We start from the raw sequence: 23622 nt of genomic DNA on the forward strand, positions 1-23622 counted from the left end.
GAATTAACGCTAATGCAATAGGTCATCCTTATGTCAGGACATAAGCACAGATAGGAGATCGGTTGCGTGTCCCCGGACTCGGTGGCACAGTCGCACGCCGGAGGGGAAGGAGCCGCGCGTGGGACCTGCGCAGGGACTGTTCACCGAGGCCATGGGGCAGGTGGCCGCCGGCGTGGCGGTGCTGACGGTCAAGGACGACCGGGACGACCTCGGCACGACGGTCACGACCCTGATGTCGGTGTCGCTCGACCCGCCGCTCGTGCTGGTCAGCCTCGACTCGGCCGGATACCTCGCCGAGGTGCTGCTGCGCCGGGACCGCTGGGCCGCGAGCGTGCTGGCGGACGGCCAGCAGGCGGTCGCCTCCCGGTTCGCCGCCGCCGGACGGCCCAGCGCCCGGCTCCTGCTGGCCGGGGTCGCCCACCATCGCGGCGCGCACAGTGAGGCGCTGGTCGTGGAGCGCGGGGTGGCGGCGATCGAGGCCGAGACGACGCAGGTCGTCCCGGCCGGTGATCACACGCTGTTCGTCGGGGAGGTCCTCGGCGTCGACTACGTCGACGCCTCCAAGTCCCCGCTCGTACGGCTCCGCTCGCGCTACCGCGCGATCACCTGATCGTCCAGTGGCCCGGCAGCACCAGGGGGCCGTACGCCGGAAGGCCGAGCTGCCCGGCCATCCGCGCCAGCGGTCCCCACGCCTCGAGACGCACCCGGGCGAGCGCGGCCGACCTGTCCTCGCTGGACTCCGGCGGGCGCAGCCGCTCCAGGGGGTGCATGCGCGGATAGGTCCGTACGGGGGCGTCGTCGGCGAGCCCGGCCCTGCGGCGGGCCAGGGCGAGGGCGTCCTCGAGACCGCCGAGCTCGTCGGCGAGGCCGGCCGCCTTGGCGTCGGCGCCGGTCCACACGCGGCCCCTGGCCAGCTCGTGGGCACGCTCCCTGGTGAGGCCGCGGCCCTGTGCCACCTTCCCCACGAAGTCGTCGTAGATGCGGTCGAGCCAGGCGTTCACCCGCTCCCACTGGGTCTCGGAGAACGCGGTGGACGGCGAGAACATCCCGGCGTTGGCGCCCTCGGCGATCGTTTCGGTCACCACGCCGAGCTTGCCGAGCAGTTCGCCCACGACGGGCTTGCCGCCGAACACGCCGATCGAACCGGTCAGCGTGCCCGGCTGGGCCACGATCACGTCGGCGGCCATCGACACGAAGTAGCCGCCGGAGGCCGCCAGGTCGCCCATCGACACGATGACCGGCTTGCCCGCCTCGCGCGCCAGCACGACCTCGCGCCAGATCGCGTCGGAGGCGACGTACGACCCGCCGGGGCTGTCCACACGGAACACGATGGCCTTGACCTTCTCGTCCCGCCGGGCAGAGCGCAGGGCGGCGCAGATGGTGTCGGAGCCCATGGCGCCCCCGCCGCCGAGCGGCGAGCGGCCGCTGCGGCCGAGGCGGATCATGCCGTTGCCGTGGACCAGGGCGACCGTGTCGGCCCCGGGGTGGGGAAGCTTGCCGGACAGCGTGCTCTTGGCGTACCGCGACACGTAGAGCAGGTGCGCGCCGTCCTCGACGCTCTCGCCGTAGACCTCGTCGCGATACTTCAGCCCGTCCACCAGCCCGGCCTCGACGGCCTCCGCCCCGATGAACGGGCCCTGGTCGATCAGCTCGCGCACACGCTTCGGATCGAGGCCGCGCGCGTCGGCGATGCCGGCGACCACCTGCTCGGTGATCGACTCGGCGATGCGCCCGGCCGACTCGCGGTGGGCGTCGGTCATGTGGTTCTGGGTGAACGTGTTGGCCGCGGTCTTGTACTCGTGCCGCTGGCCGATCTGATACTCCACCCCGGCCTTGGCGAGCGCGTCGCGCAGGAACCGCTGCTCCAGCGCCACCCCGGTCAGGCCGACGTCGCCGGAGGGCTGGAGGTAGACCCGCTCGAAGGCGCTGGCCAGGTAGTAGGGGACGGTGCCCGCGCCGAACTCGCCGAACGTCTCGGCGAACGCGACGGTCCGCTTGCCCGCGGCGCGCAGCTTGACCACGGCGGTGCGCAGCTCCTGCACCATGCCGAGACCGAGGGGATAGCCGCCGATCTTGACGATCAGCGCGGTGACACGGGGGTCCTTGCGGGCGCGGCGCAGGCCCGACAGCACGTCGGTGAGGCGCGCCTTGCGCATGGACAGCAGGGCGGAGACAGGGTCGGCGGGCGGGCCTTCCGACAGTCCCTCGGTCAGGTCCAGCTCCAACACGAGCGGCGCGGTACGCCGCTGCCGCAGCTTGCCCACCGTCTCAACGATCGTCCTCGTCGCGTCCATAAATGCCACCATAAGCGACGGTTTCGACGGGATGGCCGGATGATATTGCCCATGCGACGGCCCCCGCGCGGTGTGCGCGGGGGCCGCCGCCGGACCAGCCGGACTACTTGAGGCCGTTGGACATCGAGGTGATCAGCTCGCCGTTGGCGGTGTCACCGCTGAACTCCCAGAAGAAGGCCCCGCCGAGACCCTGGTTCTTGGCGTAGGTCATCTTCCCGCCGATGGTGGCGGGGGTGTCGTAGCTCCACCAGTTCGAGCCGCACTTGGCGTAGGCCGTGCCGGCGACGGTGCCGGTGGCCGGGCAGCTGTTCTTGAGGACCTTGTAGTCCTCGATGCCCGCCTCGTACGTGCCGGGCGCCGCACCGGTGGCGGTGCCGCCGGGAGCGGCCTGGGTGACGCCGGTCCAGCCGCGGCCGTAGAAGCCGATGCCCAGCAGGAGCTTGCTCGCCGGCACGCCCTTGCTCTTGAGCTTCTGGATGGCCGCGTCGGAGTAGAACCCGGCGGTGGGGATGCCGGAGTAGGAGGTGAGCGCCGAGTGCGGGGCCGTCGGGCCCTGCGCGGCCCAGGCGCCGAAGTAGTCGTAGGTCATCACGTTGTACCAGTCGACGTACTGGGCCGCGCCGCCGTAGTCGGCGGCGTCGATCTTGCCGCCGTTCGTGCCGTCCGCGGTGATCGCGGCGGTGACGAGGTAGTTGGAGCCGAACTTGGCCCGCAGGGCCGCCATCAGGTTCTTGAACGCCGCCGCACCGCTGGAGTCACAGCTCAGGCCGCAGGCGTTCGGGTACTCCCAGTCGATGTCGATGCCGTCGAACACGTCGGCCCAGCGCGGGTCCTTCAGCAGGTTGTAGCAGGAGTTGGCGAAGGCGGCGGGGTTGGCGGCCGCCTGGCCGAACCCGCCGGACCAGGTCCAGCCGCCGAAGGAGTAGAGCACCTTGATGTGCGGATACTGCGCCTTCAGCTTCCGCAGCTGGTTGAACGCGCCGCGCAGCGCGTTGGGGTTGTCCCAGGTGTCGGCCTTGCCGTCCACGCTGTTGGCCGCCGTGTAGGCCATGTCGTAGTCGGCGTAGGAGTCGCCGATCGCGCACTGGCCGTTGGTGACGTTGCCGAAGGCGTAGTTGATGTGCGTGAGCTTGGCGGCCGATCCGCTGGTCACGATGTTCTTCACGAAGTACTGGCGGCCGTACACGCCCCAGTCGGCGAAGTAGCCGAGCACCTTCTTGCCGCCGGGCGGCGGGGGCGTCGGGCTCTTGGTGGGCGACGGGGACGGGGAGGGGGACGCGGACGGCGAGGCGGTGGGTGACGGGGAGGGCGACGTGGGCGGGCGCGTGCTCGGGCTGGCCGAGGGGGAGCTGCCCGCCAGGAGCCTCCACAGGGCAGGGACGTTCGGCGGCTCCCAGCCGGTCAGGGAGGTGTGCGCCTGGATGGCCTCGTAGTCCTTGCCGGAGTACGTGACCCGGGCGCCTACGGCGTACCAGGTGTTGGGAGCCCAGGCCGGGTACGCCAGGACGGCCGACTGGCTCTGGGGGACGGCGGCGGGGGCCGCGGCGGAGGCGGTCCCGATCGCGAGCGGCGCGAGGAGCGCGGCACCGGCGATAAGGGACCCGAGGAGGATCTTGCGCAACGGAGCTCCTGCTCTTGGGGGGTAAAGGACAGGAAAGTTTCCTATTAATTTGCGAGCGTAAGCATTCCTCGCCGGATGGTCAACGCCCTACCGGCCCCCTAAACGTCGCTTAAGCCTTCGCTAAGGTCACCGGCCGTACGCCGGGCCCTGAGGGGAAGGCGACACAGGAGTCTCCGTCCTGGTCGGTCGCCGAGGGCACGGCTTCCGTACGATGAAGCCGTGCCCGGCCTCATCCGCTCCGTGTGGGGCGAGCCCCGTCCCCCCGACCCGCCCCTGCGCGTGTGGCGCGACTGGGTGCTCGTCGGGGTGCTCGCGCCCCTCGCGGTGCTCGAGGGGGTGCTGCGGCCGGACCTTCCGATGCGGCCGTTCGCGGTGGCCGTCGCCGTCGGGCTGCTGCCCACGCTGCTGTGGCGCCGGACCCGGCCGCTGGCGATGCTGGCGATCTGCTTCGCCGTCACGAGCCTGGTCCCGATCCTCGTGACCGGCGCGACGCTCGACGTGTACACGCTGGGATACGTGCTGATCCTGCCCTACGCGTTGTTCCGCTGGGGGTCGGGCCGCGAGATCATGACGGGCCTGGGCATCCTGCTCACCGCCGTCGGTCTCTCCGTGCTCGTCGACCACGCCGCTCCCGCCGACGCGGTCGGGCCGTTCGCCGTCACGCTCGCGACCACCAGCCTGGGCGGCGCGTTCCGGTACCGCGCCGGGGTGCGGATGCGCGAGCTGGACCAGGTCAAGCTGCTGATGCGCGAGCAGCTCGCCCGCGACCTGCACGACACGGTCGCGCACCACGTCTCCGCGATGGCCATCCGCGCACAGGCGGGGCTCGCCACGTCGGCGTCGCGCCCGGACGCCGCGGCCGAGGCCCTCCGCGTGATCGAGGCCGAGGCGGCGCGGGCCCTGGACGAGATGCGGGCCATCGTCCGCGTCCTGCGCCGCGACCGTCCGGCGGAGCTGACACCCGGCCGGCGCATCACCGACATCGAACTCCTCGCGAGCCGGGGCGGCTCCCACCATCCGGCGGTCGAGGTGGAGATCTCCGGCGACCTGGACGGTCTGCCCCCGTCGGTCGAGTCCGCGGTCTACCGCATCGCCCAGGAGTCGGTGACCAACGCCCTGCGGCACGCGCGGCACGCCACCCGGGTCGAGGTGCGCGTCGACGCCGACGACGCCGCGGTCCGCCTGTGCGTACGCGACGACGGCGACGGCGGCCCCGCGCGTGCGGCCGAGTCGCCGGGATACGGGATCGTCGGCATGAGCGAGCGCGCGAACCTGCTGGGCGGGACGTGCGTGGCCGGCCCGGACCGCGATCGGGGATGGACCGTGACCGCGGTGCTGCCCCGGGACGGGGCCGCGACATGAGCGAGCGATTCAATAGACATTGCGCGATTCGGCTGGTTCACCTGCGCGCCTCCGGCACGACGCGACCCGAGCCGCAAGGCGAGGGGGTGGCATGAGCGTCCGGGTGCTGGTCGCCGACGACCAGGAGATCGTGCGCACCGGGCTCGCGATGATCCTCGACGCCCAGCCGGACATCGAGGTCGTCGCCACGGCCGCCGACGGGCGGCGGGCCGTCGAGCTCGCCCGGCGCCTGCGCCCCGACGTGTGCCTGTTCGACATCCGCATGCCCGGCGTCGACGGGATCGAGGCGACCAGAGCCCTCGCCGGGCCGGACGTCGCCGACCCGCTCGCCGTCGTCGTCATCACCACGTTCGACCTCGACGAGTACGTCTACGCCGCCCTGAAGGCCGGTGCCCGGGGCTTCCTGCTGAAGAACGCCGGCGCCGAGATGCTCTCCCAGGCCGTCCACGCCGCCGCCGAAGGGGACGCGCTCATCGCCCCGAGCGTCACCGCCCGGCTGCTCGGGACCTTCGCCCGCACCGGTCGCGCCTCGTCCCTTCCGCAGCCCGTCGAGGCGCTCACCCATCGGGAGGAGGAGATCCTCGCCGCCGTGGCGCGCGGCCGGACGAACGGCGAGATCTCCGCCGAGCTGCACATCTCACTCAGCACGGTCAAGACCCACGTCGCCAGCCTGATGGCCAAGCTCGGCGCCCGCAACCGCGTGGAGATCGCCATCTGGGCCCACCAGACCGGCCGCGTCGGCAGCTGACCGGGTCCCGCATCGCGCTCAGCGCCGGACCGCCCAGCCCGGCGCCCACGTCCCGGCGGCGTCGAGGCCGGCCGCCCCGGAGGCGAGGTGGGCGCGGAGGGTGGCCAGCGCGGGGTGGGGGTTGTCGCGGTGCCATAGGAGCGAGTGCGGGTAGACGGGCGTGGGGTCGGTCACCGGGATGCGCCGCAGGCCGTGGCCGGCGGGCCACACGAGGCGGGTCTGCCCGCCCATGAAGGTGGCCAGGGCCGGGGTGTCGGCGATGGTGTCGAGGAGCGCGTCGGAGCCGAAGTTGGGGCCGGTCGCCTCGATGGTGAGGCCGAACTCGGCGACGAGGTGGTCGTAGTAGGCGGTCCATTCGGTGCCGGGGACGAGGCCGGGCATCCAGATCCGGTGCCCGGCGAGCTGGGCGACGGTCACCGACCGGGCGCCGGCCAGCGCGTGAGCGGGGCCGACGAGGAGCTGGAGCGGCTCGTCGAGCACCCGGACGGACTCGATCTCCTCGGGCAGGGGCCGGCCGGGCATGGCGACGGCCCGGAAGGACGCGTCGATCGCACCGGACCGGATCGCGGCGACGGCCTTGTCGATGTCGAACAGCATGACCACGTCGAGATCGATGTCGGGGTGCGCGCGGTGGAAGCCGCGCATCAGGCCCGAGGGCGCGCTGCGTGAGGTGAGCATGTCGACGCGCAGCGGCCGGCGACCGGTGCGCACGGACGCGACGGCCCGGTCGGCGGCGCGCAGCAGCTCCCGGGCATGGGGCAGGAACGCCTGCCCGTCGATGGTGAGCTCCGCGCCGCGCGGCGTGCGGGTGAACAGCCGCACGCCGAGGTCGCGCTCCAGCGCGGCGACGCGCTTGGAGACGGCCTGCTGGGTGACCGCCAGCTCGGCGGCGGCCTCCTGGAACTGCCCCGCGTCGGCGGCGGCGACGAAGGTCCGGACGGTGTCGAGGTCCATGCGTACACCCTATGGATACAACCGTTCGTTGTGGCTGAGTGGCCTTCCGGTTGTTTGATCTGCGGTCACGGCGCTCGATTTGATGTCCCCGATCGCGAATCGGTTGTACGGATGAGTGGCGAGGGGCGTCGGACATGCGGAACGGGCACCGGTTGGGGCGGCGGTTCGGGTGGCTCTGGGCAGCGTACGGAACCAGCGCGCTCGGCACCTGGCTCGCCTTCGGCGCGTTCCCGCTGATCGCGGTCCAGGTGCTGCACGCCGGTCCGGCGCAGGTCGCGGCGTTGGCCTCCGTGGGGGCGGCGGCGGGCGCGGCGGTGGCGGTGCCGCTCGGCCCGTGGGTGGAGTTCCGCCGCAAGCGGCCGGTGCTGATCGGGACGGACCTGGTGCGGTTCGCGGCGCTGCTGACGATCCCCGCGGCGTTCGCGCTCGGCGTGCTCTCCTTCGTCCAGCTCCTGCTGGTCTCGGTGGTCGTCGCGGCGGCCGACATCACCTTCCGCGCCGCCTCCGGCGCGTACCTGAAGACGCTGGTGCCGGCCGAGCACCTGCTCGTCGCCAACGCCCGGTTCGAGTCCACGTCCTGGACCACGACGATCATCGGACCGCCGCTGGGCGGCGCCGCGATCGGGCTCCTCGGCCCGGTGGCGACGGTGGTGGCCGACGCGGTCAGCTACCTGCTCTCGGCCCTGGGCATCCGCGCGACGGGCGGCCGGGAGCCGCGCCCCGAGCGAAGGGAGACCGCGCGCATGCGGGCCGGGGATCTGCTCGACGGCTGGCGGTACATCCTCGCCGACGCGACGCTGCGTCCGCTGTTCTTCAACACCGCCGTGTTCAACGGCCTGGTGATGGCCGCGGACGCGCTGCTGGCCGTCCTGATGCTCGGGCGGCTCGGGTTCGAGCCGTGGCAGTACGGCCTCGCCTTCGCCGCGCCCTCCGTCGGCGGGCTGCTCGGCGCGCGGCTGGCCCGGCCGCTCGTCACCCGGTTCGGGCAGCACCGGGTCCTGGTCGTCTCCGGGGCGCTGCGCGCGCTCTGGCTCGTCGGCCTGGCCTTCGTGGGGCCGGGCACCGGAGGGCTGCTGCTGGTGATGGGCGTCGAGCTCGGGCTCATCTTCTGCTGCGGGGTCTTCAACCCCGTCTGCGCCACCTACCGTCTCGAGCGCACCGCGACCGGGCGGATCGCCCGCACGCTGTCCGCCTGGACGGTGACGACCAAGGCCTCGACCGCGCTGCTGACGGCCGTATGGGGCGTGCTGGGCGGCCTGCTCGGTCCGCGCGCGGCCATCGGCCTGGCCGGCGTGCTCCTGCTGGCCACCCCGCTGCTGCTCCCCCGGCGTGCCGCGGCACCCGTCGCCGAGCCCCTCTCCGAGCCCCTCTCCGAGCCCTTCGCCGAGGCGGAGCCCGCACCGGCGAGCCGCGCCTGACGGGCCGCCACGGCCGTCGCTCACCCCGATCCTCGTCACCCAAGGAGAGAAGATGACCGTCACGACCCCGGCGCTGGACCCCCGGACGGCCGCGCTGCTCGTCATGGATTTCCAGCAGGCGATCCTGGCCTCGCTCCCCGACACGGAACCACTGCTGTCACGGGTGGCCGGCGCCATCGCCGACATGCGCGCGCACGGCGCCGCCGTCGCCTACGTGCGAGTCGGATTCACCGAAGCCGACTGGGCGGCGATCCCACCGGCCAACAAGGCGTTCTCCTTCGTCGGCCGGCAGCGTCTCATGCACCACGCGGACCCCGGCGCGGGCATCGACCACCGGCTCGCTCCCGAGCCCGGCGACATCACCGTCCGCAAGACCCGCTACGGCGCGCTCTCCACGACGGACCTGGACCGGCGACTGCGGGACCGCGGGATCACCACCCTGGTCGTCGCCGGCATCACCACCAGCGGCGTCGTGCTGTCCACCCTCACTGACGCCGCCGATCGCGACTACCGGCTCTACGTCCTGTCCGACGGCGTCACCGACCCGGACCCGCACGTCCACCAGGCCCTGATGACCGGCGTCTTCCCGAGACTGGCCCACGTCATCGACACCGCCGGACTGCGTTCGCTCCTGCACGAGAGCCGCCGCGCCGAGGGCGAGGAGGGCGAGCCCGCGGGCTGAGGCCGCACGCACGGCTACCTCACTGTCGAGGACAGGGCCGGGACTGTGGGGCCTCTGCGGATGGCCCATTCGGCGACGGCGAGGTTGATCACCCAGCCGGCGCCCATCAGCAGCGCCCGGGGGAGCGGGCCGGGCTCGCCGGCCAGCGCCATCCAGGGCCCGACGGTCAGCAACTGGGTGCCCGCGCCCATGCCGATCGCGTAGCCCCGGGTCATCCAGGCGCGATGACGGGTGACGTCCCGCCGCCGGATCGCCGCGAAGCCGAGGACGAGGGACACGATCATCAAGGTGCCGAACGCCAGTCGCAGGCCCACGAGGAGGGCGCTGTCGTTCTGCAGCGGGGGATAGAACAGCGTCATCCACAGACCCGAGAACGCGCTGACGAGCCCGGACGGAACCACGAGCCGCCCGGCGGCGCGGTGCCAGGCGGGCCTGCGGCGGCGCAGCCCCGGGGCGAACTGGAGGGCCCCCAGGAGGCTGAAGAGGGTGACGGCGACGATGTGCGCGACGACGGGCGCGGGCGTCGCGAAATACCGGGCGCTGTCGTGCGTGACCGGCCCGCCGCCGGTCAGCTGCCCCAGCCGGGTGGCGCCGGCGATCACGGGGACGGCGCTGAGCGCGATCAGCGCGGCGGGCACCAGCCATCCCGTCCTGCGGTTCCTGCCCGGCGAGCCGCTCCGTGCGGGTGTGGGCCGTTCCGTCGATATTCCTTCGGTCATGACCCCGATGATGATTCGCGAGGCCGGTGCGGATCATCGGCGGAACGGCCGGATTCACACCGCCCGATCGGCTGCCGATCGGGCGTACTTTCGGCTGATACGCCCTGTCGGCGGCGCTTCCTACGCTGAATCTCCCCACCGCCGAAGCGACGAGGAGAAACCGATGAAGGCCTTCGTCTTACGCTCGTACGGCTCGCCCGACGTCCTGGAGCTCACCGACCTCGACACGCCCGTGCCCGGTCCCGGCGAGGTGCTGGTCCGGGTGCGCGCCACCTCCGTCCAGCCGTACGACTGGCACCACATGAGAGGCGAGCCGTACGTCGCGCGCCTGATGGGCGGCACGCTCGGGCCGCGCCGGCCGCGGATCGGTGTCCTGGGCGCCGACGTGGCCGGACAGGTCGAGGCGGTCGGCGCGGGCGTCACCGGGTTCCGCCCCGGCGACGAGGTGTTCGCGCTGCTCACGCAGGGCGGCTTCGCCGAGTACGTGTGCGTGCGGGAGAGCGCGCTGGCCCGCAAACCGGAGAACCTGTCGTTCGAGCGGGCGGCCGCGGTGCCGCTGGCGGCCGTCACCGCACTGATGGCGCTCGACCAGGGAGGAGTCCAGCCGGGCCAGGCCGTTCTCGTGAACGGGGCGTCGGGGGGCGTGGGGACCTTCGCCGTACAGCTCGCCAAGGCGTTCGGCGGCGAGGTCACCGGTGTGTGCAGCGGCCGGAACACGGACCTGGTGCGGTCGATCGGCGCGGACGATGTCGTCGACTACACGAAGGAGGACTTCACCCGGCGCGGGACGCGCCACGACGTGCTGCTCGACATCGCGGGCACCCGCGCCCTGAGGGCCTGCGCGCGGGTGCTGAAGCCCCGGGGGACCCACGTCCTCGTCGGCGGGCCGGCCGGACGGTGGCTGCAGCCCGTCGGCCACACGATCGCGACGCTCGCGGTGTCGCCGTTCGTCTCCCAGCGTGTGGTCATGACCCAGGTGATCGGTGCCCGGAACATCCCGGGCGACCTGGCACGGCTGACCGAGCTCATCGAGGCCGGCAAGGTCACTCCCGTGATCGGGCGCAGCTATCCGTTCGCCGAGATCCCGGCGGCCGTCGGGTACGTGGAACAGGGACACGCCCCCGGAAAGGTCGTCGTCACGCTCTGACCGGTAGGCGGCGGTGGCTAGGCTTCGGCCGCCGCGCGCAGCCGGTCGGCCAGGTCGCGCAGGACCGGGACCAGCTCGGGCGGGTCCAGCACCCGGAACGGGAATCCCTTGGCCGCGACGTGCAGGGCCAGCGTCTCCAGCGAGTCGGAGCCCGTGTGGAACAGGCAGGCGCCGGCGCCGTGCGCCTCCAGCCGGCCGGCGGTGGGGGAGGAGCGCCGGGCCACCGCCTCGATCGGGGCCTCGAACAGGATCCGGGCCCGGTAGCGGTAGGGCGCCGACGAGATCGCCTGGGAGACGTAGGCCGCCACGTCGCCGGAGGGAGGCGTACGCGGGGTGAACCGGGCGCCGGGCGGGTCGACAGGTCCCTGGATCCGGTCGGCCCGGAAGGTCCGCCAGTCGTCGCGGTCCACGTCCCACGCCAGCAGATACCACCGGCGGTGCGTGTGAGCCAGCCGGTGGGGCTCGACGGTACGGACCGACAGGCCGTCCCGTCCCGGGTACCGCAGCCGCAGTCGCCGGTGGTCTCGGCAGGCCGCCGCGAGCGCGGTCAGCAGGCCGGGGTCGACCGCCTCGCCGCCCTGCGCCGGCCCGGTCAGCGGCACGGCCGCCGCCCGGAACGCGGTCACCCGGTGCCGGAGGCGGGCCGGGAGCATCTGCTCGAGCTTGGCCAGCGCCCGCACCGAGCTCTCCTCCAGCCCGGCCACGCTGCCGGTCGCCGCCGCGTGCAGGCCGATCGCGACCGCCACCGCCTCCTCGTCGTCGAGCAGCAGCGGTGGCAGCGCCGTGCCGACGCCGAGCCGGTAACCGCCCGCGACTCCGGGGGTGGCGTCCACCGGATATCCGAGGTCGCGCAATCGGTCGATGTCGCGCCGCACCGTACGCAGGCCCACGCCGAGTCGTGCGGCCAGGTCGGCGCCCCGCCAGTCGCCGCGCGACTGGAGCAGCGAGAGCAGCCGGAGCAGACGTGCCGAGGTTTCGAGCATGACCGCAATTGTGCCCGCCATTGGTGACCGAACCTGACACCGATCGTTCCTATGGTGATCACATGACGAACACCGAGATCCGTCCGTTCCGCATCGAGATCCCCCAGGCCGACGTCGAGGACCTGCGCGATCGGCTGGCCCGCACCCGCTGGGCCCCCGAGCTGCCGGGAACCGGCTGGGAGCGCGGCGTGCCGACCGGCTACCTGCGCGACCTGGCGGTGTACTGGGCGGAGAAGTACGACTGGCGGGCGCACGAGGCGGCGATCAACGCCCATCAGCAGTTCACGACCACGATCGACGGCATCGACCTGCACTTCCTGCACGTCCGCTCGGCCGTGCCGGACGCCACGCCGCTGCTGCTGCTCCATGGCTGGCCCGGTTCGATCGTGGAGTTCCTCGACGTGATCGGCCCGCTCACCGATCCCGTGGCGCACGGCGGCGACCCCGCCGACGCCTTCCACGTGGTGATCCCGTCGCTTCCCGGGTACGGCTTCTCCGGCCCGCTGCCCGCTGCCGGCTGGACCGACGGGCGGGCCGCCGCAGCGCTGGCGGAGCTGATGGACCGGCTCGGCTACGACCGGTACGGCGTGCAGGGCGGCGACGTGAGCGCCTTCGTCGCCCCGCTGATCGGCCGGGCGGCGCCCGACCGGGTCATCGGGGTCCACCTCAACGCGCTGGTCACCTTCCCGACAGGGAACCCGGCCGACATGGCCGCGCTCACCGAGGCCGAACAGGAGCGGCTGCGGCGGATGAAGGACTGGCAGGAACGGTCGAGCGCGTACATGCAGATTCAGGGCACCCGGCCGCAGACGATCGCGCACGCCCTGCACGACTCCCCGGCCGGCCAGCTCGCCTGGATCGTGGAGAAGTTCCAGGAGTGGACCGACCCGGCCGCCGATCTGCCCGAAGACGCCGTGGACCGCGACCGGATCCTCACCGACGTCAGCCTCTACTGGTACACCGGCACCGCGGGCTCGGCCGCGCACACCTACTTCGAGCGGTTCAACGACCCGTCCATGTGGGCGCCGCGCGAGCGATCGGGCATGCCGACGGCCGTGGCGGTCTTCCCCACGGACTTCGCCATCCGTGGGTTCGCCGAAAGGACGCACACCGTCGTGCGCTGGACCGAGTTCGACCGGGGCGGCCACTTCCCCGCCCTGGAGGCGCCCGGCCTGCTCGTGGAGGACCTGCGGGAGTTCTTCCGCGGCCGCGTCTGACCTGCTCCGCCCGACCGGGGTCCGGCCGCGGACCCCGGTCGTTGAGAGCTCAGGATTCGGCGATCAGACCCTCGGGCTCGGCCTCCGCCGCTTCCTCCGGTTCGGCGCGCTCGTCCATCTCCGGGCTCACGGCCGTGGGACTCTCCACCGGCCGCAGCCACACGACGCCGAGCGGCGGCACCCGCAGCCGGGCCGAGCAGGGCAGCCCGTGCCGCGGCACCTCGACCGAATCGACCGCGCCCATGTTGCCGACACCGCTGCCGGCGTACTCGTACGCGTCGGTGTTGAGGATCTCCTCCCACCGGCCGGGGGTCGGCAGGCCGAGGTGATAGTCCTCGTGCGGGGCGCCGGAGAAGTTGGCGACGCAGGCGAGCACCGAGCCGTCCGTGCCGTACCGCAGGAACGACAGCACGTTGCCCGAGGCGTCGTCGGCGTCGATCCAGCGGAAGCCCTCGTGGGTGGTGTCGCGGGAGTACAGCGCCGGCGACTCGCGGTAGACCCGGTTGAGGTCCCGCACCAGGCGGCGTACGCCCTGGTGGAAGTCGAAGTCGAGCACCCACCAGTCGAGGCCGCCCGCCTCCGACCACTCGGCCCCCTGGCCGAACTCGCCGCCCATGAACAGCAGCTGCTTGCCGGGGTGGGCCCACATGAAGCCGTACAACGCCCGCAGGTTGGCGAATCGCTGCCACTCGTCGCCGGGCATCTTGCCCAGCAGCGACCCCTTCAGGTGGACGACCTCGTCGTGCGAGAGCGGCAGCACGAAGTTCTCCGAAAAGGCGTACATCAGGGAGAACGTCATCTGGTGGTGGTGATACTGCCGGTAGACCGGCTCGCGGGACATGTAGCTGAGCGTGTCGTGCATCCAGCCCATGTTCCACTTGAAGCCGAAGCCGAGCCCGCCGAGGTACGCCGGCCGCGACACGCCGGGCCACGCGGTCGACTCCTCCGCGATCGTCACGATCCCCGGCTCCTCGCGGTAGACGACGGCGTTCATCTCCTTGAGGAACTCGATCGCGTCGAGGTTCTCCCTGCCGCCGTACTCGTTGGGCGTCCACTCGCCCTCGCGGCGGGAGTAGTCGAGGTAGAGCATCGAGGCCACCGCGTCCACCCGCAGTCCGTCGACGTGGAACTCCTTGAGCCAGTAGAGCGCGTTGGCGACCAGGAAGTTGCGCACCTCGTTGCGGCCGAAGTCGAAGACGTACGTGCCCCAGTCGGGGTGGGTGCCGCGGGCGGGGTCGGCGTGCTCGTAGAGCGGCGTGCCGTCGAAGCGGGCCAGAGCCCACTCGTCCATCGGGAAGTGCGCCGGAACCCAGTCCACGATCACACCGATGCCGGCCCGGTGGAGCTCGTCCACCAGGTGGCGGAAGTCGTCGGGGGAGCCGAACCGCGACGTCGGGGCGTAGTAGGACGTCACCTGGTAGCCCCACGAGCCGCCGAACGGGTGCTCGGCGACCGGCAGGAACTCCACGTGCGTGAACCCCATGTCCTCGACGTACTCGACCAGCTCGCGGGCGAGGTCGCGGTAGGAAAGGCCGGGCCGCCACGAGCCGAGGTGCACCTCGTAGGTGCTCATCGGCTCGGCGAGGGCGTCACGTGTCGCCCGGTCGGCCATCCACTCCTGGTCACGCCACTCGTACGCGGACCTCTCGACGATGCTGGCGGTCGCCGGAGGGATCTCGGTGCGGCGGGCCATCGGGTCGGCCTTCTCCCGCCAGATGCCGTCGAGGCCGAGGATCTGGAACTTGTACCGCGTGCCCTCGCCGATCTCCGGGAGGAACAGCTCCCACACCCCCGTCCGGCCGAGGGAGCGCATCGGGTGGGCGGCGCCGTTCCAGTGGTTGAAGTCGCCGATCACCCGCACGCCCTGCGCGTTCGGCGCCCACACCGAGAAGGCCGTGCCGTCCACGTCCTCGTGGCGCATCACCCGCGCCCCGAGCACCTCCCACAGCCGTTCGTGCCGTCCCTCACCGATCAGGTGCAGGTCGAGCTCGCCCAGCGTCGGCCAGTGCCGGTACGGATCGTCCGTCTCGTACGGCGGGGCGTCGGGATAGGTGATGCGCAGGCGGTAGTCCGGGATCTTGTCGACGCCGGGCAGCGTCACCTCGAAGACCCCGAACGCGACGTGGCCCATCTCGTGCGCCGAGCCGTCGGCCAGCACCTCGACCTTCTCCGCGAAGGGGCGCAGGGCCCTGATCGTGACGCCGTCGGGCCCGGGATGGGCACCCAATATGGAGTGGGGGTCGTGGTGCGCGCCCCCCGCCAGCCGGTCCAAATCCATGTCGCCAACCTGCCCTAGATGTTTCCCTCCGAACACCCTGATCTTGTCAGCGGAACGCCGCGATTGGGATGGGCAGCCACGAGGGACGGTTACGCGACTCGTAGACGACCTCGTACACCGCCTTGCTCAGCTCCAGGGCGCGCAGCAGCACCGCGTCGTCGCCGCGGATGCGGCCGCCGCCCTCGGAGTAGCCGGCCAGGAACGCGGCGCGGTTGCGCTCCGACCACTCCCGGGCCCGGCTCTCCAGCCCGTCGGCGTTCGGATGCCCGGCCAGCAGGTGCCGTGCGGCGTAGTCGAACGAACGCAGCATGCCCGCCACGTCGCGCAGCGGCGAGTCGAGCGCCCGCCGCTCGGCCAGCGGCTGGCCCGGCTCGCCCTCGAAGTCGAGCACCACCCAGTCGGTCATGGTCCGCATGACCTGCCCGAGGTGGTAGTCGCCGTGCACCCGCTGCACCGGGATCTCATGGCCGAGGTCGGCCAGCCGGTCGAACGCCTCGACGGCGACGCCCGCGTGCTCGCCGAGGCTCGGCACCTCGGCCACCGCCTTCTCCAGGCGGCGGCGGAACCGCTCGGTCATCCGCTTGATCTCGGGCGGCTCGATCGTCCCGGTGGGAAAGGCCCGCGCGAGTTCGCGGTGCACCTGCGCGGTGGCCAGCCCGAGACGCTGCGCCTCGCCGGCGAAGTCGCCTCCGGCGTCCTCCGCGGGCATGCCCTCCGGGCACGCGTAGAGGTCGCGCACGCTGGTCAGGGCCATCGACCAGCCCTCGTTGGCGTTCTGCAGGTACTCCTGCATGATCGCCAGGGTGGTCGGCTCGCCCTGGAGTTCGGTCTCGATCCAGCCGTACGGCCTGGCCACGTGGGCCGAGCCCGCCTCGGCGAGTGCCGTGATGATCTCCAGCTCGGGGTTGACCCCCGGGTTGAGCTGGCGGAACAGCTTGAATATGTACCTGTCGCCGTACACCAGTGAGGTGTTCGACTGCTCGGCGGTCAGCACGAGACTGCGGAGCGAGGTGTCGATCTCCGCCCCATGGGTGCGGTGGAAGCCGAGGCCGTCGAACCGGCGGTCCCCGGCCATCCCCTCCAGCAGGTGTCCCGTCAGGGCGGAGTCGTGCAGCGCGTCGTAGACGCCGACCTCGCGGCCGTCGCGGTGGCAGGTGCCGATCCGCACGTGGCCGAGCCGGTCGGGCAGGTGCTCGCGCAGCCCGACCGGGATCTGGTAGCGCGTGCGGCGCTCCCCCTGCCGCACGCACACGATCAGATGCAGCAGCGCCGGATCACCGGCGGCGACCTCGATCTCGGATTCGATGGACAGGTCGTCGATGGCGCGCCCCTTGCCGGCGAACCACCGTTGTCCGGTGATCCAGCCGGCCAGGAGTCCCTGAAGTGAAGTCGTCACTCCTCCTTCGTGCCGGCCGTCCTGTGCGTGACGGGCAGTGTGAACCAATAGAACCCATGCCCAGGGAGCGTCAAAAGATACGGAAGCTCGCCGATCGGGGGAAAAGGAACTCCGCCCATGCACTCGACCGGCGTGGATCCCTCGAACCTGCGCAGGTCGAGCTCGACCGGCTGGGGGAAGCGCGACAGGTTGTTGACGCACAGCACGCGGTCGTCACCCAGCTCACGGACGAACGCGAGCACGCTCGGGTTGGACGAGTTCAGCTCGGTGAACTCGCCGAGGCCGAACACCGGGTGACGCTTGCGGATCTCGATCATCCGCTTGGTGAAGTGGAGCAGTGAGCTGGCGCTCTTCTGCTGCGCCTCGACGTTGATCGCCTGATACCCGTAGATCGGGTCCATGATCACGGGCAGGTAGAGCCGCCCGGGGTCGCAGTTCGAGAAGCCCGCGTTGCGGTCGGGGGTCCACTGCATCGGCGTGCGGACGCCGTCCCGGTCGCCGAGCCAGATGTTGTCGCCCATGCCGATCTCGTCGCCGTAGTAGAGCACGGGCGAGCCGGGCAGGCTGAGCAGCAGCGCGGTGAACAGCTCGATCTGGTTGCGGTCGTTGTCCAGCAGCGGCGCCAGCCGGCGGCGGATGCCGACGTTCGCCCGCATCCGAGGGTCCTTGGCGTACTCGGAGTACATGTAGTCGCGCTCTTCGTCGGTGACCATCTCGAGCGTGAGCTCGTCGTGGTTGCGCAGGAAGATGCCCCACTGGCAGTTCTCGGGGATCTTCGGCGTCTGGGCCATGATCTCCGAGATCGGGTAGCGCGACTCCCGCCGCACCGCCATGAAGATGCGCGGCATCAGCGGGAAGTGGAAGGCCATGTGGCACTCGTCGCCGCCGGTGACCGGGTCGCCGAAGTACTCCACCACGTCGGCCGGCCACTGGTTGGCCTCGGCCAGCAGCACCCGGTCGGGGTAGATGCGGTCCACCTCGGCCCGCACCCGCTTCAGGTACGCGTGGGTCGCCGGCAGGTTCTCGCAGTTGGTGTCCTCCTGCTCGAACAGGTACGGGATCGCGTCGAGCCGGAACCCGTCGATGCCGAGGTCGAGCCAGAAGCGGATGACCTCCATCATCGCGTCCTGCACCGCCGGGTTCTCGAAGTTGAGGTCCGGCTGGTGGTGGAAGAACCGGTGCCAGTAGTACTGCCCCCGGACCGGGTCGAAGGTCCAGTTGGACGCCTCGGTGTCGATGAAGATGATCCGGGCGTCCTTGTAGCTCTCGTCCGTGTCGCTCCACACGTAGAAGTCGCCGTACGGGCCGTCGGGGTCGTGGCGGGACGCCTGGAACCACGGGTGCTGGTCGCTGGTGTGGTTCATGACCAGGTCGGCGATGACGCGGATGCCGCGCTTGTGCGCCTCGTCCACCAGCCGGATGAAGTCTCCCAGGTCACCGAAGTCCGGGAGGATCTTCATGTAGTCCGAGATGTCGTACCCGCCGTCCTTGAGAGGGGACTCGTACAGCGGGAGCAGCCAGAGGCAGTCGATGCCGAGCCACTGGAGGTAGTCCAGCTTCTCGATGAGGCCGCGGATGTCGCCGGTGCCGTCGCCGTTCGAGTCGGCGAAGCCACGGATCAGCACCTCGTAGAAGACAGCCCGTTTGTACCAGCGCTGATCCCGCGGCTCCTCCTCGTTGAAGGTGTTCGGGATGGGCTGCGTGTGGCTGGGCTGAGGTGTCGTCGAGCTCACCTGTTGACTCCCCGGATGTGCAGAGCTGCGCTCACGGACGGTGCGCTGACCCGTGGCGGAGCGTGAGGATGTGTGCGGGATGGACGTGCGGATCGAGGCGCACGTAGTTCGCCGGCCCCCAGCGGTACGACTCGCCCGACAGTTGGTCGTCCACGACGAACTCGGCATGCCAGTCGAGACCGAGGGCCGGCATGTCGAGCCGGACCGTCGCCTCATGTGTGTTGTGTGGATCCAGATTGACGACGGCCAGCACGACATCGCCTAGTCCGTGCCGTCGTGTGGCCGTGTCGTAGGCGCCGGGCAGCCGCTTGGAGAAGCAGATCACGTCCGGCTGGTCGACGTTGTGAAACCGTAGGTTACGCAATTCCTGGAGCGCCGGGTGTGCTCTTCTCAACAAATTGAGCTGGGTAATGAACGGGGCAAGGCTTCGGCCCTCACGCTCCGCCTCCGCCCAGTCACGCGGCCTGTACTGGTACTTCTCGCTGTCGAGGTACTCCTCGCTGCCAGGACGCACCGGGACGTTCTCGGCCAGCTCATATCCGGAGTACACACCCCACGTGGGAGCCATCAACGCGGCCAGAACGGCCCGGATCTTGAACGCCGGGACGCCTCCGTGCTGGAGGTACTCGTGCAGGATGTCGGGCGTGTTGACGAACAGGTTCGGCCGCAGGTAGTGCGAGGTCTCGCGGGCCAGCTCCCGCAGGTAGTCCTCGACCTCCGGCTTGGAGTTGCGCCAGGTGAAGTAGGTGTACGACTGGTGGAAGCCGACCTTGGCCAGCGTGCGCAGCATCGGTGGCCGGGTGAACGCCTCGGCGAGGAACAGCACGTCGGGGTCGGTCGAGTTGATGTCCGACAGCAGCCGCTCCCAGAACCGGACCGGCTTGGTGTGCGGGTTGTCCACCCGGAAGATCCGCACGCCGTGGTCCATCCAGTGGCGGACCACCCGCTTGATCTCCGCGTAGATCCCCTCCGGGTCCTTGTCGAAGTTCAGGGGGTAGATGTCCTGGTACTTCTTCGGCGGGTTCTCGGCGTACGCGATCGAGCCGTCGGCCCGGATGTTGAACCACTCCGGGTGCTCCTTGACCCAGGGGTGGTCGGGGGAGCACTGCAGCGCGAGGTCGAGGGCGACCTCCATGCCCAGCTCACGGGTTTTCGCGACGAACGCGTCGAAGTCCTCGATCGTGCCCAGGTCGGGGTGGATCGCGTCGTGCCCGCCCTCCTGCGCGCCGATGGCCCAGGGCGACCCGGGGTCGTACTGGTCGGGGGTCAGCGTGTTGTTGCGGCCCTTGCGGAACTGCGTGCCGATCGGGTGGATCGGCGGCAGGTAGACCACGTCGAAGCCCATCTGGGCGATCGCCGGGAGCCGCTTGGCCGCCGTCCTGAACGTCCCCGACTTGGGCGCGACGCCCTCCTGCCCGACCACGGCCCCCTCGGAGCGGGGGAAGAACTCGTACCACGAGCCGAACAGCGCCCGCCGCCGGTCCACCCTGATGCGGTTGCGGCCGGAGCGGGTGAGCAGGTCGCGCAGCGGGTGCGCGGCGATCAACGCGGCCGTCTCGGGCAGCTGGGTCACCGCGAAGCGCGCTCGGGGGTCCACCGCCTCGTCCCGCAGGCGGGCCGCGAGGGCGAGCAGCGCGGCGCGGTGCCCGCAGGTGCCGCCCGCCTCCGCCGCCGCGCAGTCCGCCGCCCGCACGCCCTTGGCCGCCCGCTCGAACAGCCGGGCGCCCTCCTCGCACATGAGGTCGGCGTCGAGGTTGCGGGGGATCTTGATGCCCGCGTCGTGCATCCAGGTGGCGATCGGGTCGCTCCAGGCCTCGACCCGGAACTGCCACAGGCCCTCGGCGGGGAGCGTCACCTCCACGCTCCACCGGTCGGTGCCCGGCGCGATCTCGCGCATGGGCGTCATCCGGCCCGGCGTGCCGCTCGGGTCGATCAGCACGACGCCGGCGGCGACCGCGTCGTGTCCCTCGCGGAACACGGTCGCGCTGATCTCGAAGGTCTCTCCCGCGGCGGCCTTGGCGGGCCACTGGCCGCAGTCGACGACGGGCTGGATGTCCTGGATGGGAATGCGTCCGATCATCGTCACTTCGTATCCGGGGGCGGCACACCGGGTGCCGCCGGGGCTTGCGGGGCAGGAACTGCATGTGGTCAGGCGGGCAGCACGGAAGGCGGGGACCCGCTGGCCGCGGTCCCTTCCTCGTTCATACAGGGGTTGCCCTAATAGTCCACTCTTACCCCTGCCGAACGAAAGACCGCTCGCCGTGTTTGGGACGGTCTCCCCGGGAGATCGATCATTGCGTGCCGCCGGAGATCGTCCGGCGTGCACATCACCAGGTCAAAGGTACTTTAGTGAGGTTTGAACCGGTTTGATGGTGGTGAGAGCGTTCGAGAACTGGCATCGCAGTACGACAAGTTTGATTCGGTCGCGCGTCGTGGCGCTGAGTAACTAGGGTCTGGCCCCGTGAGAGCTATCCGCAGGTTCACTGTCCGAACCGTTCTTCCCTCACAGCTCGCACCTCTGGGCGAGTTGGTCCAAAATCTTCGATGGTCGTGGCACCCCGAGACCATGGACCTGTTCGCCGAGGTGGATCCCGAGGTCTGGGAGCGTGTCGATCACGACCCCGTCGCGCTGCTCGGCGCGGTCGAGGCCGGCAGGCTGCGCGAGCTCGCCCAGGACCGGCGTTTCCTGCGCCGGCTGGCCGACGCCGCCGACGACCTCCGCGAGTACATGACCGCCCCCCGGTGGTACCAGTCGCTGGAGGGCGCGCCGAGGGCGATCGGCTACTTCTCGCCCGAGTACGGCATCTCCGCCGCCCTGCCGCAGTACTCCGGCGGCCTCGGCATCCTCGCCGGTGACCACCTCAAGGCCGCCAGCGACCTGGGCGTGCCGATCCTCGGCGTCGGCCTGCTCTACCGGCACGGCTACTTCACCCAGTCGCTGTCCGCCGAGGGCTGGCAGCTGGAGCACTACCCGTCCCTCGACCCGGGCGGCCTGCCGCTCACGCTGCTCAAGGAGCAGGACGGCGCTCCGGCCCGCATCAAGATCGGCCTGCCGGAGGGGCGCGTCCTGCACGCCCAGATCTGGGTGGCCCAGGTCGGCCGCGTGCCGCTGCTCCTGCTCGACTCCGACGTCGCCGAGAACGACGCGGTCGCCAGGGACGTGACCGACCGCCTGTACGGCGGCGGCGGCGACCACCGGCTGATGCAGGAGCTGCTGCTCGGCGTCGGCGGCGTGCGGGCCATCCGGGCCTACTGCCGGATCACCGGCCACCCGGAGCCCGAGGTGTTCCACACCAACGAGGGCCACGCGGGCTTCCTCGGCCTCGAGCGCATCCGCGAGCTCACCGAGGCCCGCCTGTCGTTCGAGGAGGCCCTGGAGGCCGTACGCGCCGGGACGGTGTTCACCACGCACACGCCGGTCCCCGCGGGCATCGACCGGTTCCCCGCCGAGATGATCGCCCGGCAGTTCGGCGGATCGAACGCCTGGCCGACGGTGTCGGTCGACCGCATCCTGGAGCTCGGCGCGGAACCCGAGGGCCCCGACGCCGACCCGTCGGTGTTCAACATGGCGGTCATGGGCATGCGGCTGGCCCAGCGGGTCAACGGCGTGTCCGAGCTGCACGGCCAGGTCAGCCGGGAGATGTTCCAGGGCCTGTGGCCGGGCTTCGACGTGGACGAGGTGCCGATCGGCTCGATCACCAACGGCGTCCACGCCCCGACCTGGGTCGGCCGGGAGATGATGGAGCTCGCCGGCAAGGAGCTGCCCTCGCTGATCGACAAGGCACAGGGCTGGGAGGGCGTGCACAAGCTCTCCGAGGCCGACATCTGGGGCATCCGAGGCACGCTGCGCGCCCGCCTGGTCGAGGAGGCGCGCCGGCGGCTGCGCAAGTCGTGGCGGCAGCGCGGCGCCAGCGAGGCCGAGCTGGGCTGGGTGGACGAGGCGCTCGACCCGGACGTGCTGACGATCGGCTTCGCTCGGCGTGTGCCGTCCTACAAACGGCTGACCCTCATGCTCAGCCAGCCCGACCGGCTCCGCAGGCTGCTGCTGGATCCGGACAAGCCGGTGCAGATCGTCATCGCCGGCAAGGCGCACCCGGCCGACGAGGGCGGCAAGAAGCTCATCCAGCAGATCGTCCGCTTCGCCGACTCCGAGGACGTGCGGCACCGCATCGTCTTCCTGCCCGACTACGACATGGCGCTCGGGCAGCTCATGGTGACGGGCGCCGACGTGTGGATGAACAACCCGCTGCGCCCGCTCGAGGCGTGCGGCACGTCCGGCATGAAGGCGGCGCTCAACGGCGGCCTCAACCTGTCCATCCGTGACGGATGGTGGGACGAGTGGTACGACGGCAACAACGGCTGGGCGATCCCCAGCGCCGACGGCGTGGACGACCCCGATCGCCGCGACGAGCTGGAGGCCACGGCGCTGTACGACCTCATCGAGCGTGAGGTCGCCGACCGCTTCTACGACCGGGCCGCCGACGGCCTGCCGCGGCGCTGGCTGGAGATGGTCAAGCACACGCTGAGCTCGCTCGGGCCGAAGGTGCTCGCCGGGCGCATGCTGCATGACTACGTCACCGACCTGTACGCCCCGGCGGCGGCCTCCGCCCGCGCGCTCGCGGCCGACGGCTACGGCGACGCCCGGCTGTTCGCGGCCTGGAAGCTGCGTGTGGCCAAGGCATGGCCGGGCGTACGGGTCGAGCACGTCGAGGCGACCGGCGTCGGGGACACCCCCGAGCTGGGGGCCCGGCTGGAGCTGCGGGCCACGATCGCCCTCGGCGAGCTGTCGCCCGAGGACGTGCGGGTCCAGGCCGCCTACGGCCGGGTGGGCGCGCACGACGAGCTGCTGTCACCCGGCTACGTCACGCTCAAGGCCGACTCGGCGGGCGACGACGGCCGGGCGCACTACACCGGCGTCGTGCCGCTGGACCGCACGGGAGCCTTCGGCTACAGCGTGCGGGTGGTCCCGTTCCACCCGCTGATGGCGTCGGTCGCCGAGCTCGGCCTCGTCGCCGTCCCGGAGGAGCCGGTCGGCATGACCAACGGCACCCTGCGCTGATCGGTCACCCC

17 protein-coding genes are annotated in these 23622 nt (G+C 71.4%); 8 read left to right on the forward strand and 9 right to left on the reverse strand.

Annotation, left to right across the window (positions count from 1 at the left end; translation table 11 throughout):
- The first annotated feature begins 151 nt into the window (after positions 1–151).
- A complete protein-coding gene (locus ACWEQG_RS17720; RefSeq protein ID WP_452286316.1) occupies positions 152–610 on the forward strand; it encodes a flavin reductase family protein in 459 nt (152 codons plus the stop codon).
- Here the strand turns inward: ACWEQG_RS17720 and sppA are convergent.
- On the reverse strand, positions 603–2294 hold the full coding sequence (gene sppA, locus ACWEQG_RS17725) for a signal peptide peptidase SppA (RefSeq protein ID WP_452285872.1): 1692 nt from the start codon (positions 2292–2294) through the stop codon (positions 603–605). The genes ACWEQG_RS17720 and sppA overlap by 8 nt on opposite strands.
- 103 nt (positions 2295–2397) lie before the next feature.
- Positions 2398–3915: a glycosyl hydrolase family 18 protein gene (locus tag ACWEQG_RS17730; RefSeq protein WP_452285874.1), complete on the reverse strand. Its 1518-nt coding sequence runs from the start codon at positions 3913–3915 to the stop codon at positions 2398–2400.
- Between the two features lie 219 nt (positions 3916–4134).
- On the opposite strand from ACWEQG_RS17730, the gene ACWEQG_RS17735 reads away from it, so the two are divergent.
- Both ACWEQG_RS17735 and ACWEQG_RS17740 read left to right on the forward strand, forming a co-directional pair.
- Positions 4135–5277, forward strand: coding sequence for a sensor histidine kinase (locus tag ACWEQG_RS17735; RefSeq protein WP_452285875.1), 1143 nt, complete (start codon positions 4135–4137; stop codon positions 5275–5277).
- Positions 5278–5368: 91 nt separating this feature from the next.
- Complete coding sequence (locus tag ACWEQG_RS17740) at positions 5369–6025, forward strand: response regulator (protein WP_452285877.1); 657 nt, start codon at positions 5369–5371, stop codon at positions 6023–6025.
- A gap of 18 nt (positions 6026–6043) precedes the next feature.
- Here ACWEQG_RS17740 and ACWEQG_RS17745 read toward each other — a convergent pair whose 3' ends face one another.
- A complete protein-coding gene (locus ACWEQG_RS17745; RefSeq protein WP_452285879.1) occupies positions 6044–6979 on the reverse strand; it encodes a LysR family transcriptional regulator in 936 nt (311 codons plus the stop codon).
- A gap of 134 nt (positions 6980–7113) precedes the next feature.
- Between ACWEQG_RS17745 and ACWEQG_RS17750 the strand changes: the two genes are divergently transcribed.
- Both ACWEQG_RS17750 and ACWEQG_RS17755 read left to right on the forward strand, forming a co-directional pair.
- A complete protein-coding gene (locus ACWEQG_RS17750; RefSeq protein ID WP_452285881.1) occupies positions 7114–8397 on the forward strand; it encodes an MFS transporter in 1284 nt (427 codons plus the stop codon).
- Positions 8398–8449: 52 nt separating this feature from the next.
- A complete protein-coding gene (locus tag ACWEQG_RS17755; RefSeq protein ID WP_452285883.1) occupies positions 8450–9079 on the forward strand; it encodes a cysteine hydrolase family protein in 630 nt (209 codons plus the stop codon).
- A gap of 14 nt (positions 9080–9093) precedes the next feature.
- Here ACWEQG_RS17755 and ACWEQG_RS17760 read toward each other — a convergent pair whose 3' ends face one another.
- Positions 9094–9798, reverse strand: a complete 705-nt coding sequence (locus ACWEQG_RS17760; protein ID WP_452285885.1) for a DUF2306 domain-containing protein — start codon at positions 9796–9798, stop codon at positions 9094–9096.
- Positions 9799–9961: 163 nt separating this feature from the next.
- Here ACWEQG_RS17760 and ACWEQG_RS17765 point away from each other — a divergent pair, with 163 nt between their 5' ends.
- Complete coding sequence (locus ACWEQG_RS17765) at positions 9962–10945, forward strand: NAD(P)-dependent alcohol dehydrogenase (RefSeq protein ID WP_452285887.1); 984 nt, start codon at positions 9962–9964, stop codon at positions 10943–10945.
- Positions 10946–10962: 17 nt separating this feature from the next.
- On the opposite strand, the gene ACWEQG_RS17770 is transcribed toward ACWEQG_RS17765, so the two are convergent.
- Positions 10963–11928, reverse strand: a complete 966-nt coding sequence (locus tag ACWEQG_RS17770) for a helix-turn-helix transcriptional regulator (protein ID WP_452285889.1) — start codon at positions 11926–11928, stop codon at positions 10963–10965.
- 62 nt (positions 11929–11990) lie between these two features.
- On the opposite strand from ACWEQG_RS17770, the gene ACWEQG_RS17775 reads away from it, so the two are divergent.
- A complete protein-coding gene (locus ACWEQG_RS17775) occupies positions 11991–13145 on the forward strand; it encodes an epoxide hydrolase family protein (protein WP_452285891.1) in 1155 nt (384 codons plus the stop codon).
- Positions 13146–13194: 49 nt separating this feature from the next.
- Here ACWEQG_RS17775 and glgB read toward each other — a convergent pair whose 3' ends face one another.
- From glgB to ACWEQG_RS17795, 4 genes are read right to left on the reverse strand one after another with little or no spacing between them, the layout of a single operon-like run.
- Positions 13195–15423 carry a 1,4-alpha-glucan branching protein GlgB gene (gene glgB, locus ACWEQG_RS17780; RefSeq protein ID WP_452285893.1) on the reverse strand — a complete coding sequence of 743 codons (2229 nt, stop codon included), beginning with the start codon at positions 15421–15423 and terminating at the stop codon, positions 13195–13197.
- Between the two features lie 46 nt (positions 15424–15469).
- Complete coding sequence (locus ACWEQG_RS17785) at positions 15470–16819, reverse strand: maltokinase N-terminal cap-like domain-containing protein (protein WP_452285895.1); 1350 nt, start codon at positions 16817–16819, stop codon at positions 15470–15472.
- Positions 16816–18552 (reverse strand): maltose alpha-D-glucosyltransferase, encoded by a 1737-nt coding sequence (gene treS, locus ACWEQG_RS17790; protein WP_363463733.1) that lies wholly within the window; start codon positions 18550–18552, stop codon positions 16816–16818. Before treS ends, ACWEQG_RS17785 begins: the two co-directional genes overlap by 4 nt.
- A gap of 31 nt (positions 18553–18583) precedes the next feature.
- Positions 18584–20632 carry a maltotransferase domain-containing protein gene (locus ACWEQG_RS17795; RefSeq protein ID WP_452285897.1) on the reverse strand — a complete coding sequence of 683 codons (2049 nt, stop codon included), beginning with the start codon at positions 20630–20632 and terminating at the stop codon, positions 18584–18586.
- 381 nt (positions 20633–21013) lie between these two features.
- Between ACWEQG_RS17795 and glgP the strand changes: the two genes are divergently transcribed.
- Complete coding sequence (gene glgP, locus ACWEQG_RS17800) at positions 21014–23611, forward strand: alpha-glucan family phosphorylase (protein ID WP_363463737.1); 2598 nt, start codon at positions 21014–21016, stop codon at positions 23609–23611.
- The last annotated feature ends 11 nt before the right edge of the window (positions 23612–23622 follow it).

The sequence above is a fragment of the Microbispora sp. NPDC004025 genome (assembly GCF_053604425.1).